At 48.3% G+C, this 15,591-nt stretch carries 15 protein-coding genes and 1 other annotated feature; of the genes, 6 read left to right on the top strand and 9 right to left on the bottom strand.

Annotated elements, in window-relative coordinates:
* Window positions 1-159: 159 nt before the first annotated feature.
* The 3 genes from B3W37_RS12330 to B3W37_RS12320 are packed head-to-tail and all read right to left on the bottom strand — an operon-like array spanning window position 160 to window position 2,775.
* Window positions 160-1,146 (bottom strand): ABC transporter substrate-binding protein, encoded by a 987-nt coding sequence (locus tag B3W37_RS12330; RefSeq protein WP_483168596.1) that lies wholly within the window; start codon window positions 1,144-1,146, stop codon window positions 160-162.
* Window positions 1,146-2,015: an ABC transporter permease gene (locus tag B3W37_RS12325; RefSeq protein ID WP_483175996.1), complete on the bottom strand. Its 870-nt coding sequence runs from the start codon at window positions 2,013-2,015 to the stop codon at window positions 1,146-1,148. Before B3W37_RS12325 ends, B3W37_RS12330 begins: the two co-directional genes overlap by 1 nt.
* Window positions 2,008-2,775, bottom strand: coding sequence for an ABC transporter ATP-binding protein (locus B3W37_RS12320; protein WP_483168594.1), 768 nt, complete (start codon window positions 2,773-2,775; stop codon window positions 2,008-2,010). The genes B3W37_RS12325 and B3W37_RS12320 overlap by 8 nt, the downstream gene beginning before the upstream one ends.
* A gap of 336 nt (window positions 2,776-3,111) precedes the next feature.
* Between B3W37_RS12320 and B3W37_RS12315 the strand changes: the two genes are divergently transcribed.
* The 4 genes from B3W37_RS12315 (at window position 3,112) to B3W37_RS12300 (ending at window position 6,533) form a co-directional block, all read left to right on the top strand.
* Window positions 3,112-3,996, top strand: coding sequence for a fumarylacetoacetate hydrolase family protein (locus tag B3W37_RS12315; protein ID WP_483168593.1), 885 nt, complete (start codon window positions 3,112-3,114; stop codon window positions 3,994-3,996).
* A gap of 154 nt (window positions 3,997-4,150) precedes the next feature.
* On the top strand, window positions 4,151-4,366 hold the full coding sequence (locus B3W37_RS12310; RefSeq protein WP_483168592.1) for a DUF2769 domain-containing protein: 216 nt from the start codon (window positions 4,151-4,153) through the stop codon (window positions 4,364-4,366).
* A 13-nt stretch (window positions 4,367-4,379) separates the two neighbouring features.
* A complete protein-coding gene (locus B3W37_RS12305) occupies window positions 4,380-6,017 on the top strand; it encodes an FAD-dependent oxidoreductase (protein WP_483168591.1) in 1,638 nt (545 codons plus the stop codon).
* 186 nt (window positions 6,018-6,203) lie between these two features.
* Window positions 6,204-6,533 (top strand): rubredoxin-like domain-containing protein, encoded by a 330-nt coding sequence (locus B3W37_RS12300; protein ID WP_481038389.1) that lies wholly within the window; start codon window positions 6,204-6,206, stop codon window positions 6,531-6,533.
* A gap of 309 nt (window positions 6,534-6,842) precedes the next feature.
* On the opposite strand, the gene B3W37_RS12295 is transcribed toward B3W37_RS12300, so the two are convergent.
* Both B3W37_RS12295 and B3W37_RS12290 read right to left on the bottom strand, forming a co-directional pair.
* On the bottom strand, window positions 6,843-8,210 hold the full coding sequence (locus tag B3W37_RS12295) for a TrpB-like pyridoxal phosphate-dependent enzyme (RefSeq protein ID WP_483168590.1): 1,368 nt from the start codon (window positions 8,208-8,210) through the stop codon (window positions 6,843-6,845).
* A 93-nt stretch (window positions 8,211-8,303) separates the two neighbouring features.
* Window positions 8,304-8,544, bottom strand: a binding site (T-box leader).
* A gap of 116 nt (window positions 8,545-8,660) precedes the next feature.
* Window positions 8,661-8,789, bottom strand: coding sequence for a hypothetical protein (locus B3W37_RS12290; protein WP_483175994.1), 129 nt, complete (start codon window positions 8,787-8,789; stop codon window positions 8,661-8,663).
* 120 nt (window positions 8,790-8,909) lie between these two features.
* Between B3W37_RS12290 and B3W37_RS12285 the strand changes: the two genes are divergently transcribed.
* Complete coding sequence (locus tag B3W37_RS12285; RefSeq protein WP_483168589.1) at window positions 8,910-11,456, top strand: PocR ligand-binding domain-containing protein; 2,547 nt, start codon at window positions 8,910-8,912, stop codon at window positions 11,454-11,456.
* A 45-nt stretch (window positions 11,457-11,501) separates the two neighbouring features.
* Here B3W37_RS12285 and B3W37_RS12280 read toward each other — a convergent pair whose 3' ends face one another.
* Window positions 11,502-12,182, bottom strand: a complete 681-nt coding sequence (locus B3W37_RS12280) for a GNAT family N-acetyltransferase (protein ID WP_483175993.1) — start codon at window positions 12,180-12,182, stop codon at window positions 11,502-11,504.
* 277 nt (window positions 12,183-12,459) lie between these two features.
* Here B3W37_RS12280 and B3W37_RS12275 point away from each other — a divergent pair, with 277 nt between their 5' ends.
* A complete protein-coding gene (locus B3W37_RS12275) occupies window positions 12,460-13,452 on the top strand; it encodes a Stealth CR1 domain-containing protein (protein ID WP_483168587.1) in 993 nt (330 codons plus the stop codon).
* Between the two features lie 13 nt (window positions 13,453-13,465).
* Here the strand turns inward: B3W37_RS12275 and B3W37_RS12270 are convergent, their stop codons facing one another.
* The 3 genes from B3W37_RS12270 to B3W37_RS12260 form a co-directional block, all read right to left on the bottom strand.
* Window positions 13,466-14,389 (bottom strand): glucosamine inositolphosphorylceramide transferase family protein, encoded by a 924-nt coding sequence (locus tag B3W37_RS12270; RefSeq protein WP_483175991.1) that lies wholly within the window; start codon window positions 14,387-14,389, stop codon window positions 13,466-13,468.
* A gap of 392 nt (window positions 14,390-14,781) precedes the next feature.
* Window positions 14,782-14,946: a hypothetical protein gene (locus tag B3W37_RS12265; protein ID WP_483168585.1), complete on the bottom strand. Its 165-nt coding sequence runs from the start codon at window positions 14,944-14,946 to the stop codon at window positions 14,782-14,784.
* A gap of 37 nt (window positions 14,947-14,983) precedes the next feature.
* Window positions 14,984-15,591 (bottom strand): GerAB/ArcD/ProY family transporter (locus B3W37_RS12260; RefSeq protein ID WP_483175990.1); only part of this gene is annotated, 608 nt, incomplete at its 5' end.

Raw genomic sequence — 15,591 nt, 5'->3', positions numbered from 1 at the left:
ACATTAAATTCCTCTCCGGCAGGCTGTTTCGAATCCAATTTAAAGGTATCCAGGGAAAATGCAAATGGGGCGGTGAATAATACCGCCCTCCATAAGGCCGCATGGTGCAGAGATAAAGCGGAGGGATTCTATTAGCCGAAGCCCTCCGCTTGATTACTTTTATTTAGGCACAAACTGGCCGGTGACCACTTTGTCATAAGGGGCTATCTTTTCCAGTTCTCCGGCATCTTTGATGATTTGCTGCAGGAGATAAAAATCGTTTTCCAGCAATAAGGGGTCCTTCTTCCAGCTATTCTGGTCTTTGTAGTTCTTAATGGCGCTGATTAGTATTTCTTCGGATTCATCCGGAAAGCTGGGCTTGATGGTTTGGGCGATCTCTGCGGGGGAGTGACTGTCTACCCACTGCTGTCCCTTATAGACGGCCCGGGTAAATTTCTGCACCAGCTCGGGATTTTTCTCGATGGTACTCTTTTTGGTGAAATAAGCGGTATAGGGGACTTCACCGCTTTCTTTGCCCAGCGAGGCTACTATATGGGCTTTGCCTTCTTTGGCCATTGTTGAAGCGGTTGGCTCAAAAATGATCACATAATCACCTTGACCGCCCAGGAAAGCCCCCGGCATGGCTGCAAACTGCATGGTGGTGTCGATAAAAACATCTTTTCCCACCGTCATGCCGTTCTTCTCCAGGACATATTCCAGTATGATGGCCGGCATTCCGCCTTTGCGTCCTCCGATAATGGTCTTGCCTTTCAAATCGCTCCACTGGAATTCGGGATCGGGCTGCCGGCCCATCAAAAAGGTGCCGTCTCCGTTGGTCAACTGGGCAAATACCACTCCATAGTCTTCTTTACCTTCATTATAGACGTAGACACTGGCCTCCGGGCCGGCTAAACCGATGTCGGCCTGCCCGGTCAAGACCGCGGTCATGACCTTATCGGCTCCCTGGCCATTGGTGAGTTCGATTTCCAAGCCTTCGGCTTTAAAAAATCCCTGGTTTAAAGCCACATATTGCGGGGCGTAGAAAATCGAGTGGGTGACCTCACAGAGTTTGACCTTGGTGAGTTCATTCTGTGCAGGGCTGCACCCTGATAAAACCAAAGTGAATCCTACCGTTAAAACCAACAATAGCGCCGTTAATTTCCTCATTACCAATCCTTCTCCTCTCTTTGCGCATGACCATTTTTTCTCAAGACAAAACTTTCGAACCAAACCACTCCCTGATACATGACCATGGCCGCAATTCCCAAAATAACCACGCTGGTCATGACCAAATCGAGTCTGAAAACCTGGCCGCCATAGACAATCAGATATCCCAGGCCGGCCCTGGAAACCAGGAACTCGCCCACAATGACACCGACCCACGACAATCCCACGTTTACTTTGAGCGCGTTGATTATACTGGGAAATGAGGCCGGGAGCAAAACCTTGGTCAGCACCTGATATTTGGTGCCGCCAAAGGAGTGCACCAGTTTGATTTTCTGCTGATCAACCCCCATAAAACCGTTTAAGACTTCCAGGATGGTCACAATCAGCGAAATAGCCAGGGTCATGACAATAATGGCTACCGGGCCGGCGCCGATCCAAACGATAAAAACCGGACCCAGAGCGATTTTGGGCAGGCTGTTTAAGACCACCAAGTACGGTTCAGACACCTCTGACAAAAATTTCGACCACCACAAGGCAATGGCGCACAAAACCCCGGAGACCGTCCCCAAAAGAAAGCCGATGATGGTTTCCAGACAGGTCACCCCGATATGCTGGAAGAGCGCGCCTTCATTGTACAAAACCCCGATGGTTCTGATTATCCGGGAAGGCTGGCTGGTTATGAAGGGGTCGATGATGGCCGCCCGGGCCAGTATTTCCCACAGAGCGACGCACAGGAACAGAATTATGAATTGAGTGGCACGAACCGTGATCTTTTCCCGTTTAAGCATATTCAGGTATTGGGCATGTGCAGGCGATATTTCGGATAATTGACTGTTAACCGCTGACATAGCAGCAGCTGGCTCAGACATGAATATCCAACTCCCTCCATATTTCCTGGAAGTAGTATCTGAATTCCGGTGCTTCGCGGCAGTTGATCGGAGTCCGGCTGGTGCAGCTCAATTTTATGTTGTGGATTCTTTTCAGACGCCCGGGCCGGTGGCTTAACACCACGATCCGGTCAGACATGCTTATGGCTTCGCTGATATCATGAGTCACAAGTATGGCGGTCTTCTTCTCCTTTCTGATGATGTCGTAGATATCCTCGCTGACCGCCAGGCGGGTTTGGTAGTCCAGGGCGGAAAAAGCCTCGTCGAGCAGCAGGATTTGGGGGTTCGGCACCAGGGTCCTGATCAGGGCCGCTCTTTGCCGCATACCGCCTGATAGTTGCTCAGGATATTTGTTGCGAAATTCATAGAGGCCATAGGTTTTCAAATAATTGATAGCCTTTTCTTTGGTTTCTGGATTGAGGGCTTTTTGAATCTCAACCCCCAGGAGCACGTTTTGCAAAATGGTTCGCCATTCAAAGAGATGATCTTTTTGCAGCATATAACCGGTTTTTTTGGAAGAGCCGGCGTTTCGTTCCCCGTACAGCAGAACCTCTCCCGAGGTTGGGCTGAGCAGACCGGATATGATAGAAAGCAGGGTCGATTTCCCGCATCCGCTGGGTCCGACTATGCTGACAAATTCACCTTCGCTTACTGCAAAATCAATGTTGTCCAGGGCCTGGATTTCGCCGTTTGGGGATTGATAGGTCATGGCAACCCCGCGGACTTCTACCACTGGCTTCAAAAAATCACCTCCCGGTATCTACTCCTAATATGTTATTCGAGCCGACATCAAACAGTGAGTGTTCTGTGCGGCAAGCGGGGCGGGGGATAAAGCGGGGCGGAGGATAAAGAGGTACGCGCAAGCGGGGTGAGGTTCTTGACTTGAGCTAAATGCGCAGGTCAAGAACCTCACTCCGCTTGCCCCCTCACTTTCCCATATATTATGATTGTCTGAGACAGTTTTATATTTGAGGAATATCGCCAATATGCAATTCAAATGCGCGTTAATTGTGGTCACAGATGTTAACAAATCAAGAAGGTTCTATGAAGAGGCGCCGGGCAGATAGGAGGAGTCAGTTTGAGGTTTGTTTCATTTTGCCATAAGTATGTAAGCCAGGTCGGAATCATGCTTGAAGATGGGGTTATAGAGCTAAATGCACTTTTGGAAACAAGATTTACTTCGATGCTGGAATTAATAGAAAACTTGAGTTCCGATCATTTGAGAGAATTGTCTGCTGCGATTGCCAGGGGAAAATACAATTGCCTGCCCTTAAAAGAGATCAAACTGCTGGCCCCCATACCAAATCCGCCGCGCAATGTCTTTTGCCTGGGAAAGAACTATATAGAGCATGCTCAGGAGATAAAAATGACTCAGATTTCTGACACCGGAATACCTGATTGCCCGATTTATTTCAGCAAAATCGCCAGTCCGGCCATCGCCCACGGGGACCGGATCAAATTTTCACCACAGGTTACCCAACAGGTAGATTACGAGGTTGAGCTGGCGGTGGTGATAGGCAAAACCGGAAGCAACATTGAGCCCGAGGGGGCAGAAGATTACATTTTTGGCTATACCATTGCCAATGATATTTCGGCCCGCGATTTGCAGGGGGTTCATAAACAGTGGTTTAAAGGCAAAAGCCTGGATACCTTTTGCCCCATGGGACCGGTTCTGGTTCACAAAAGCGCCTTACCCATGCCAGTGGAACTGGATATACAATGCAGGATAAACGGCGAGTTGAGGCAGGACTCCAACACCAGGCAGATGATTTTTGACATCCCTTTTATTATCAGCGATCTTTCCAAAGGCTTAACCCTTCACCCCGGGGATATTATCATGACCGGCACCCCCAGCGGGGTGGGCATGGGATTCGAACCTCCCAGACTGCTGGCTGACGGCGATATTGTGGAATGCTATATCGAAAAAATCGGCAAACTGGTAAACCAGGTTGTGGCCGTCTAGGGGTGACACCTCCAGGTAAATTATTTTTAAATTTCTAATCAATTATCATATTTTTATGTTAAAATAAATCCAATATTATAAAAGTTCACCCAATGACTCATGTTTTATTTATCAGGTAGAATCTAAGCTAGGCAGCGGAAAGGGAGGTTTATTAATGGACAACAATGACCAGAAGCGATGTATCTGCAAAATGTGCCCCTCTTACATAAACTGCGGTGAGCCGCTGGCCTTCTGCCTTCCCGAATATGGCAGCAGCAAATGCATCACCGTCGGGTCGGGGTGTGTCTGTCCGGGATGCCCGATATATGAAGAAAAGGGATTTTCCAAGGAGTATTATTGCATTCCCGGTAATGAGGAGGACATCGGTTGAAGGAGGGTTGAACATGAAGTTTGATGAGGTTGCCGATATTCTGGTGGTTGGCAGCGGGGCTGCCGCTTTCTCGGCGGCGCTCACTGCCAGCATACGGGGGGGCAAAGTGCTCATGCTGGAGAAAGGGCCTATCATCGGGGGAACCACCCTGCGCTCCGGCGGCGGATACTGGATTCCCAATAACCGCTTTCAAAAAGAACTGGGCATCATAGACGCCAAAGAGGACGCCCTGCGCTATATGGCGCGCTATTCCTATCCCCAGCTCTACAATCCTGAAGATTCCAGGCTGGGACTGCCGGAAAACGAGTTCGCTTTGATCGAAACTTACTATGACCGGGCGGCAGAAGCAATCGATTTCCTGGCTGATTGTGGAGCGCTGCAGAGCATTCAGGAAATCAACTGGACCGGTAAACCGCAGGTGGATTATATGGATCATCTCCCCGAAAACAAAGCAGTGCGGGGAAGGGTGTTGTATGCCCGCAATGCCGACGGCAAACAGGGTTTTGGCGGAGAATTGATCCGGCAGTTGAAGGCCAAGGCCGGAAAACAGGGGATTAAGGTATTGACCAATCATCGCGCCAGCAAAATCCTGAGAAATTCCATGGAGGAGGTCATCGGTCTGGAAGTGATCGGCCCGGACCAGAAAAACCTCAAATTTCGGGCAAACCGGGCGGTTATTTTCGGCAGCGGAGGCTATACGCATAATTCTGAACTGATGCTGCATTTCCAGCCTGGACCAAGTTTTGGGGGGTGCGCCGCTCCGACCAACAGCGGAGATTTTATCAAAATGGCAGGTGCGATAGGAGCCAAACTGGGCAACATGGTCGGCGCCTTCCGGGCCGAAATCATTGTTGAAGAAGCCCTGGCCGATCCGGACGGCGTGCACAATGTTTTTTATATCCCCGGAGACAGTGTGATCGAGGTCAACCGGTATGGCCGCAGGATCATGAATGAAAAGCGCAATTACAACGACCGCACCATGACCCACTTCGTCTGGGATCCTCAGCGGGCGGAATGGAGCAATATGCTGGTTTTCATGATATTCGACCAGCGCACCGCAACACTCTGGCAGGGCTTCCCGCCCTATCCGGTCAAGGGGGTGGACGCATCCTACATCATCACAGGGGACAGCTGGGGAGAACTGACCCTGGCTATAACCCAGCACCTGAGCAAGCTGGCCTCGAAAACCGGAGGATTCAGTTTGGATCCGGGTTTTGAGGACAATCTGAAACATACCGTGTCGCGTTTCAATGAATTCGCCAGAACAGGTCAGGATAAGGATTTCGGCCGCGGTGATTACAACTATGACCGGGAGTGGACCACATTTCCCCCCACCGTTCCCGGCGTAGAATGGCCTCCGGCGGGCAGTTTGAACTATACCATGTATCCGCTCAGCGATCAGGGGCCATATTATGCCATCATCCTTGGCGCAGGCACCCTGGACACCAATGGAGGCCCGGTGATAAATAAATATGCCCAGGTTCTGAATGTGTATGACCAGCCAATTGCCGGGCTGTATGGCGCCGGCAACTGCGTGGCCTCCCCGGTGGCCAGGGCCTATTGGGGAGGCGGAAGCACTCTGGGTCCGGCTATGACCTTTGGATACCTGGCCGGTTTGCATGCCAGCATGGGCGCCGAGAAAGAGGTCTAGTTGGGGAGCCGTTAAGCAAAAGGACGGATCATTGACTTCGAAAAGCGCTGGCAGTGTTCAGGTAACGGAGACAGAGTCGACAACGAATACGGAAGGTCAAAAGATTTCTATCTGAACCTTGGATTATCGAGTGAAAGGTCCAGTTGCGACTGGCAGTAAATCAGACCATGAAGGGAGACGAAAATTATGTTATGGAAATGTTCGGTTTGCGGTTTTGTTTACGAAGGAAGCGAGGCGCCGCCAAAATGCCCCAAATGCATGTCGCCTAAGGAGAAATTCGCTGCCTTGTCCGAAGAAGATGCCCAAAAAATTTATGCTTCGGACCGTACCAATGATATTCATATGGAAATCATTAGACTGGCCATGAAAATCGCGAAATTGGCTAAAGAAGGCATTGAAATCAACCTGGACCCTCCCTGCGTAGCATTGTTTGAACAGGCCCGCGATGAAGCCTGGATTATTAAACAAAGAAGCAAAGCTGAAATTGCCGGTCATCTCGGTAAGGGAAAGTGGTAAGACAGCATACCCGGAAGCTCTCATGAACTGACCACAAGGCAACTGGGATCAAGCGGCCTGTAAGAAAGAGGCTGTCCCCAAAGTCTGTATAGACAAAAGGGATAGCCTCTCTTTATTCTTTTGATGCAGTTGTGGCTTTCCCCAGCCGGCGATGCTGGATTCACCTGCTAAAAACACGGTTTGTAGTTGGTGTGCAGGTAATTTTACATAAACTTATCGCGTTGTGGAATAGCCCGGTCCAAATCACAAGGCTCTTGAACCTGCCAAGAAAACTAGCCTGTTTAAGAGCCGTTTCAAAGCTTTTCTACACTATTCCACTTTAGGCAGGCCTGCAAATCCTCGCTGCAAGTCTTCGTCAGTGGGGATGTAATCCGACATGGTTCCGTCATTATACTGCGCGTAAGCATGCATATCGAAGTAGCCGGTACCGGTCAGGCCGAATAGAATAGTTTTGGCCTCGCCCGATTCCCTGCACTTGAGGGCTTCCACAACCGCGCCATAGATGGCGTGGGCGGATTCGGGCGCCGGCAAGATCTGTTCGCGCTTGCAGAACAGGGTGGCCGCGTCGAAAACCCTGGTCTGCTCCGCAGAGATGGCTTCCATGTAGCCATCGTGATAGAGCTTGGAGAGAATGGGCGACATGCCATGATAGCGCAGGCCGCCGGCATGGTTGGGCGAAGGAATGAAATCACTGCCCAGCGTGTACATTTTGGCCAGCGGGGTGATTTTGCCGGTATCGCAAAAATCATAGGCGTATTTGCCGCGGGTCAGTGAAGGGCAGGAAGCCGGCTCCACCGCAATAAACCTGCTGTTGGCTTTGCCGGTCAGTTTATCCTGCATGAAGGCCGCCATCAATCCGCCCAGATTGGATCCGCCCCCGGCGCAGCCGATCACGATGTCCGGGTATTCGCCGATCTTTTCCATGGCGATTTTGCTTTCCAGGCCGATAACCGACTGGTGCAGCAGCACCTGATTCAAGACTGAACCCAGAGCATAACGGCATTGGTCATCTTTTAAGGAAAGTTCTATGGCCTCGGAGATGGCGCAGCCCAGGCTGCCGCCGGTGGTGGGATCTTTGGCTAAAATAGCCCGGCCTACCTCGGTAGTATCGGAAGGGCTGGGGATTATTTTGGCCCCGTAGGTTTCCATCACCGATTTGCGGAAAGGCTTTTGCTCAAAAGAAACCTTGACCATGAATACGGTAAGATCCAGGCCATAGAAGGCGCAGGCCATAGACAGCGCGGTGCCCCATTGCCCGGCCCCGGTTTCGGTGGTCAGAGAAGTCAGGCCCTCTTCTTTGGCGTAATAAGCCATGGCAGCGGCTGCATTCAGTTTGTGGCTGCCGGAGGTGTTATTGCCCTCGAATTTATAGTAGATTTTAGCCGGCGTATCCAACACTTTCTCCAGATTGTAGGCGCGAATCAAAGGGGAGGGCCTGAACATCCGGTAGAAGTCGAGGACACCGCCGGGGATATCCACGTACCTGGTCTCGGCATCCATCTCCTGCCGGCAGAGTTCTTTCGCAAACACGGGATACAGATCCTCAGCGGTTATAGGCTGAAGGGTTCCGGGATTGAGAAATGGATCATGTTGTTCCTTCATGTCGGCGCGGATGTTATACCATTGTTTAGGGATTTCTTCCTCGGTTAAATAGGTTTTGTATGGGACTTGGGCCATGTTTTTTCCCCCTTTGTAATTTGTTGATATTTGCAGCATCACTGGTATTTAAATATAATCTGTGCAGATTCCGTATAAAAAAGCCCACGTCCCTTAAGGGACATGAGCTCTTACTCATGCGGTACCACCCAAATTGGTCGATGACCCACTCGTTCCGCGCACCAGCATGCGCGCTCCCTTGATAACGGGCGGAGTTCCCGTTGGCCACTACTCTGTTTCATTTTGCAGCCACCCTCGTCAGTCCATTCAACTTGTCTGTTACTGCTGCAATCCCAGCCTCTGCAACTCTCTGGAAGTCAGTATCAAGCCTACTTCTCTGACTCATCGGTTAATAATCTGGATTTTACAGTTACCGGTTCAGTTTGTCAAGCGCATGACGGCATATATGCTGCAGCCGCATGATAGGGCATCTTTACGAGTATGACAATTTCTTTAATATATCCTCGCTATTCAAATACTCTGCAGTAAGCGCTTCGCCAGATCCAGCCAAACTACAGTTGCCCCGAGCCTGGCCATAGTGCGGATGATAAAGAAATGATTATAAACCCCGGAATATGAATATTCTTCTGCCCAAATCATGCCGAATCCAGCCTGAATTATGATTATCCGCCGTTCAGTCCTAACCATTTTCGACAAACTTAGATATAAGAATAGTATATTGTAAGTAATATCATTATTCTAATCTCCGGAGGGTGTAACTTGAAGGACGAAAATAAAACTAAGGAGCAACTTATAGAAGAACTGGTCGAATTGAGGTCAAGAAATGCGGCGTTGGAATCTGTTTTTGCAAACCACGGTGTAGTCCGGCAGGGTAATGAAACGAGGTCTCAATATCAATGGTTCTCAACCGGCAGGTCTGAAATATACGTTACCGACCCGGTTCAGAAGCAATTCCAAGAAAAGCCCATCAAATTTAGGTTCTCGGATTTGGTGGATATTCAATGTCTTCAACAATTGTTGAACTCATTTTATATGGCCACCGGAATTCCATATGGACTGCATGATGAAGAGAATAACGTCATAAGCGGGATAGGCTGGCAGGACATATGTGCCCTTTTTCACCGTAAATGCCCTGAGACCTACGAAAGATGCAAGCAAAGTGACGCTTACATCGCCGCTCATCTGCATGAGGAGGCGTATATAGGTTATAAGTGTCTCAACGGCCTGATGGACTACGGCACTCCCATCGTAGTGGAAGGTCAGCATTTGGGCGGCATTTTCCTGGGACAACTTCTTCATGAACCGCCTGACGAGGACTTTTTTCGCCAACAGGCGCAAGAGCATGGATTTGACGAAAACGCCTATATGGAAGCACTTCGCCGGGTGCCCATAATCTCTGAAGAGCAGGTGGGGGCTATAATGGCCTTTTACTCCAAGTTGGGACAGATGCTTATAGCCATGGGTCTGGAGCGAAAACGCAAACTGGAGGAAGCAGATAAAATTATTAAAGACCGTGAGGAGAGACTGAGACTGGTATGGGCGACTCACAACGACGGTTTCTGGGATTGGAATACCGTAACCGGCGAAGTATATTACAGCCCCCGCTGGGCTGAGATGTTGGGATATTCGCCGGAAGAACTGGAACCCTGCATTCACGCTTGGGAAAGACTGGTGCATCCTGATGATAAAACGGCTATGCTGCAGGCTATCAATGACCATCTGTTGGGGAAAACCACCAAGTTTGAAATGGAATATCGTATGCTCACTAAATCAAGGGAGTGGAAGTGGGTTATGTCGCGGGGCCGGGTGGTTGAGAGAGATGCAGCCGGTCAGTCCTTGAGCATGGCGGGAATACATATCGATCTGACAGACCTGAAGCGGGCCGAAACCGCTATGCGTCAATCACATCAGAAGTTTTTGAAAGCCTTCCAGTATAACCCCGACCCTATGGCAATAACCATATTGAGGGAAGGGCGCTTCGTGGAAGTCAATGATGCTTTTGTCACTACTAGCGGCTTTACCAGACAAGAAACCATAGGCCGCACGGTTTACGATTTAAAAATCTGGGTTAATTTTTCAGACCGCAAGCGCCTATTCCAGGCACTTAGGGAAAACGGAAGCATCAGGGACTTTGAAGTTGAACTAAGATTGAAAAACGGCGAGATACGAACCTTTTGCCTTTCCGGAGAAATATTTGAGCTCGATGGCAAACCGCATTTCCTAAAATCATGCAAAGATATTACTGAAAGTAAACGCATTCAGGATCAAATCCGTTTGTCAGAGGAACTTTTTTCTAAGGCTTTCAATACCAGCCCCATACCAATGGTGATTATCTCTGCAGATGATCAGAAATACATCATGGTCAACATGGCATATTGCCACTGTACCGGTTACAGTTATGAAGATACTATTGGTCATACACCTCTGGAGTTGGGATTTTTTATGAAGGCTACCGACTACGACCAGGCTGAATGGCTGCTTTTGACCAATCAATCAGTTCGGGATATGGAAATCATGTTTCGTAACAAGAAAGGCGAACAGAGATTGGGCCTGATTTCTACGGAAAATATTGTTGTTGATGGCCGGTCTTGTATACTCGGTATATTAGTCGACATAACAGAGCAAAGAAAAATGGAAATTGAGATGACCCGGCTGGACCGTCTTAACCTGGTTGGAGAAATGTCAGCCAGCATCGGCCATGAGATCCGCAATCCGATGACAACCGTACGCGGGTATCTGCAGCTCTTGCGGGAAAGGGAGGATTATCAACCAGATAAGGACTACTTTGATCTGATGATCGAAGAACTGGACCGGGCTAACTCCATTATCACTGAATTCCTTTCACTGGCGAAAAACAAAATGGTGGATATGACCCGGCAGAATCTTAATGCGATCATCAGTAAGTCGCTGCCGCTTATTGAGGCCAGTGCTCTGAGCAGGAATCAATACATTTATCATGAACTCAATGATCTCCCTGACCTGCTCCTCGATAAGGAAGAGATCCATCAGCTTATACTGAACATGCTTAAAAACGGCTTGGAGTCAATGTCGTCAACCGGGGCGGTAACTATTAAAACCCTGGTGGAGAATGAAAATGCACTACTGGTAATTGAGGATCAAGGCTCCGGGATAGACCGAGCCGTTCTTGATAAACTGGGGACGCCCTTTTTTACCACCAAAGAGAATGGAACCGGCTTGGGTCTGGCGGTTTGCTACCGTATTGCGGCTCGCCACAATGCCACAATTGACGTAAAGACCAGTTCAAAGGGTACTGCCTTCTTTATAAGGTTTCCAATTCCTCAGTGATGGCAGATAAAAAATAATGGCATAGTGGTGAAAACTATCCCGGTATTATGGCCAATGGTTTAGCTCTTTGAGGTGTTGGCGGGCGATGCTGTTTAGTATCCTGCTCACTTCAATCTGCTTTTGTGGAATGAAGCCGGTGCGCTTCAAGCCTTTAATGGAAGCATGGTTATTGATTAAAACGCTGCTCCACACCTGTCGGCAGCCTTCTTTATATAAAAGCTCAAATATTTTGGTCAGCAGAAAACCGTGTATTCTATTCCCCCTGAATTCGGTATCAACATAGTTGGGACCGATATATATTCCGGCTTTTACCTCCAGACAATAGCTGAAGAATGGGAACTGGCGGTTCTGGTAATGACACCAGGAATAGGCGATAAGCTGATTATTGTAAAAAGCCCCCAGGCATCTGGCTCCTTCGGCAAAAAAAGTGGCAATTCGTTCCTTGCTCAGCCCGTTCAGCTCAGAGATCAGCCGGGTATGACTGCTGTTTAAAGGCCTGCATTCAACGGAAAGGCCGGGTATCTCTATTTGAGGCGGCTGATCCAAGCGCTTTAGAACCACCAGGAGAGTCGCCTTTTTGTAAATAAGGCTGGCCAGGCGATTGGTGATTTTTTTCCAGGTGAGCCTTCTCAGTCTGAGTAAGGTGTGGCGGGTTATTTGTCTTAAGCTTTGCCGCTTCTTCCCCAAACGGTCATAGGTATAACCGTTTTTTGCGCTTCCTTCCACAATATTGCATCTCCTTTTGACAGGACAGTATCGCTGTTGAAGTACCGTTTTATTAAGTTTTTCCTCAATTATCGGGTTTTATTATATCGGGAAGCCCCGGGTGCGTGACCAAGGCAGTTTCAGTTCATTATTAAGCGCCTTCACTTGCGATCTGCAACAGCAATCCCTAATAATGCGTTTATACTCCGTTCATGTAAACGATATATACAGGATTTGTCTGATCGTGCTAATATATGGATGCAAGATTGCGCCCATTTCAAAGCTTCGAGGTTAAAGAATGAGTGTTAACATAGATTTCGTCATTACCTGGGTTGACGGCGATGATAAAGACTGGCAAAAGAGTAAAAACAGCTATCTGACGGCCGGTTGTGAAGACTCTCCCAATCTGTATAGAGATTGGGACAACCTGCAATACTGGTTTAGAGGCGTAGAGAAATTTGCTCCCTGGGTGAGTAGAATACATTTTGTGACCTGCGGCCATTTACCCAAGTGGCTGAATAGGGATCACGGCAAACTCAACATCGTCAAGCACAGTGATTTCATACCACCGCAATATCTTCCCACATTCAGCTCTCATGCCATTGAGCTGAATCTGCATCGAATCGAAGGTTTGACCCAACAATTCGTTTATTTCAACGATGACACCTTCGCTATTAAGCCTGTGCGGCCCGAAGATTTTTTCAAAAACCATCTTCCCTGTGCAAGCGCGGTTATGACCGCTCTGATGCCCGTGGTTCCTGAAGACCCTTTCTTCCACTACTTGATTAACAACCTGGCCATCATTAATAAATACTTTACAAAAAGAAAAGTGTTAAGAAGCCATTTTGGGAAATGGTTTAGCCTGAAATACGGAAAATACCTGTTGAACAATATTTACTATGCGCCTTTGCGAAGCTTTTCTGGTTTCGCGAACTTCCATCTGCCCGCGTCTTTTTTGATTTCAATCTGTAAAGAAGTGTGGGAAAAGGAATTTGCTATACTTGATGCTACATGCAAAAACAAATTCCGGACAATAAACGATGTTAACCAGTATGTTTTTTCTTACTGGCAGTATGCATCCGGTCAATTCTCTCCCCGACCTGTTAGTTCAGGACGCCTTTTTGTGATGGGAGATAATGATCAAGAACTCTTTGAGGCTATGTCCGGCAATGAGTATAAAATGATATGCATTAATGATAGTGTGTACGAAACCGACTTCATCCGAAAAAGAGAAGCCGTAAAGAAGCGTTTTGATCAACTGCTCCCGGATAAATCGGGGTTTGAGTTGTAACTGCATCCCGATTTCACTCCACGATCGCTTTCCCCGGGCTTTCATATTTAGTGTACAAATATAGCCATAATTTTTTGAACTTGAATAGTATCGGCTGAATTAAATAACTGTAATATTCCCGGTAGCCGTCAACGATTACGCAGTCATCATAAACATTAAAAGTGTGAAACCCCATATTATAGGGAGGCGATAAGGCACTGGACAATGACAGCACTTCTTGTTCCGAATATTCTTGACAAGTTAATTTCTTGACTTCCATGATCCTGATGGAATGCCCGTAAGATTTCTCGCAATCCATCACCGGCCTGAATAATCGGCCCCGGTGTTTAAAAAAATGGCCGGCGGGACGCGCGGTCTTCAAATCGATTTTGACGGGATTCATTTTATGAGGCGAGAACTCCCCTAATTGATCGGAGCAGAATATGCTCAGCTTGCTCATCGAATCTTCACGGCTTTCTCTGGTGGTGGCAAAGATCCAGTACTTACCGTTATATTCGAGCAGGGTCGGATCTACCAGGGCATGGTCAGTTAATTTTAATTTTTGGTATCCTTCATCTCCATCCACCGGTTTGTATGCGTATACTGCGCCGCTCCGATAGCCTTCCGGTATTATGTGATCCTGGTAAATAAAAGGATAAGACAGATGATGCTTGTCATTGAGGATGGTTTCTTTATTGACCAGCCTTAAGGTGTTTTTATCAATAGTTAGACGGGAGATCCTGCCTTTGTCCTCGCAAAAAATATATTCCTCAACTAAGATATAGTAATAACGGTCGTCTTGAGCCTGCAGGAAGGGATCTGCGAAATAACGGTCGCGGTATTTATGCTTAACCCAGCGAATTTTCAGATCACCGGGGTTCTTGAAGATGTCATCGATGCCTGACGGCACTACCCCGATATTCCAGGCCCCCAGCAAAAATCTATGTTTGATCCCCATCGTGTAAACCTCTGGTATAAAAATCTGCCCTGCATAGTACCTTAAATTAATACAGGACAAGGCGGAAAATTAAGGAATTAGCCCGGCAAGTCCATTTGTTGCTCGGGGTCATTAAAAATGAGACACTCTGCAATACAATTCCACTTAGACATACAACCATATTATATCAGACCGAGTAACCGCAGCCCCATTCCATTGTCATGCTTCTGTTCAAACGTTTTCAAGCGGTTTGGCAACCCCGGTGTGTTTGCCGCGATTTCAGAGCATTTGTCATTGCCAGTACATATTTGCCGGGGCAAAATGTCCGGGTCTGCGGGGTGGAGTATATTACAATAGCAGCCTCATGATATGGGGATATGGGGAATGGCATGGTTTGAGATGCCGGGCTTCGCTTATGGGCAGAATAGGCAGCTTCCGGCAGGTTGAGAAACGCCGGATTGGTTGGCTTGACTGGCTTCAATATCGGGGACTGGCCGCAGGTAGCCGCTGATAAATATCAGGCCCAACACGGTAAAGAAAACCAGGTTGAAAATCAGGAAATGGCACTTTCTTGACATAAGGCGCCTCCTACCAAAAACCAGATATAGTCTACAACTAGCTGCCGGTGCTGTTATTGGCACTGCTAGCGGTCATGAGCTTCCCGCTGAACAGGGCCATAACAAATAAGAGCAGCGGCAATCCCAGGCTGACTGCCAGGCAGATCTGAGCCCAGGGGTAATCCAGGAAATTAACGTAGTTATTGTGATCCTTGGCCATGAAATAGGTTATCGGCACAAGCACCAGGGATAAGGGGACCACAATATACCAGTCTTTCTTTATGCCGCTGATCTGTTTTATGCTGTACATGGCACAAAAGTACAGGGTGGCCGATTGTACGAAGGTTGAGAAGGTAAAAAAGAACACCATGATCAGCTCGTAGCGGGGCAAAAACCTGGTCAACTGGGCGCATCTGATCTGCTGCATACACACCACCACATACTGTTCCATGGCGCCCGCCCCCATCACCCCCAATTCCAAAACCGGCCAGGTAATAATAATTACAGCGGAAACCGCCATAGCCCAGAATGTTAACCGACCTGCTTTATTGTTGTCATTGAGCATGGGGAAAATCATGCCTATTGCCATGGCCGCCAGAGCCAGGTCGCCGAACACATAAATAGAAGCTGCCAGATTATCCACAATCCCGCGGTCAAACAGGGGCA

It is taken from the genome of Syntrophomonas sp. UBA5494 (assembly GCF_002426325.1).
This window is presented reverse-complemented; position numbering and strand designations above follow the sequence as displayed.

Excerpts from the sequence above, each read along its gene's own strand:
- B3W37_RS12330 (WP_483168596.1), bottom strand. The coding sequence starts at position 1,146 with ATGAGGAAATTAACGGCGCTATTGTTGGTTTTAACGGTAGGATTCACT.
- B3W37_RS12325 (WP_483175996.1), bottom strand. The coding sequence starts at position 2,015 with ATGTCTGAGCCAGCTGCTGCTATGTCAGCGGTTAACAGTCAATTATCC.
- B3W37_RS12310 (WP_483168592.1), top strand. The coding sequence starts at position 4,151 with ATGGACAACAATGACCAGAAGCGATGTATCTGCAAAATGTGCCCCTCT.
- B3W37_RS12305 (WP_483168591.1), top strand. The coding sequence starts at position 4,380 with ATGAAGTTTGATGAGGTTGCCGATATTCTGGTGGTTGGCAGCGGGGCT.
- B3W37_RS12300 (WP_481038389.1), top strand. The coding sequence starts at position 6,204 with ATGTTATGGAAATGTTCGGTTTGCGGTTTTGTTTACGAAGGAAGCGAG.
- B3W37_RS12295 (WP_483168590.1), bottom strand. The coding sequence starts at position 8,210 with ATGGCCCAAGTCCCATACAAAACCTATTTAACCGAGGAAGAAATCCCT.
- B3W37_RS12290 (WP_483175994.1), bottom strand. The coding sequence starts at position 8,789 with ATGATTTGGGCAGAAGAATATTCATATTCCGGGGTTTATAATCATTTC.
- B3W37_RS12275 (WP_483168587.1), top strand. The coding sequence starts at position 12,460 with ATGAGTGTTAACATAGATTTCGTCATTACCTGGGTTGACGGCGATGAT.
- B3W37_RS12270 (WP_483175991.1), bottom strand. The coding sequence starts at position 14,389 with ATGGGGATCAAACATAGATTTTTGCTGGGGGCCTGGAATATCGGGGTA.
- B3W37_RS12265 (WP_483168585.1), bottom strand. The coding sequence starts at position 14,946 with ATGTCAAGAAAGTGCCATTTCCTGATTTTCAACCTGGTTTTCTTTACC.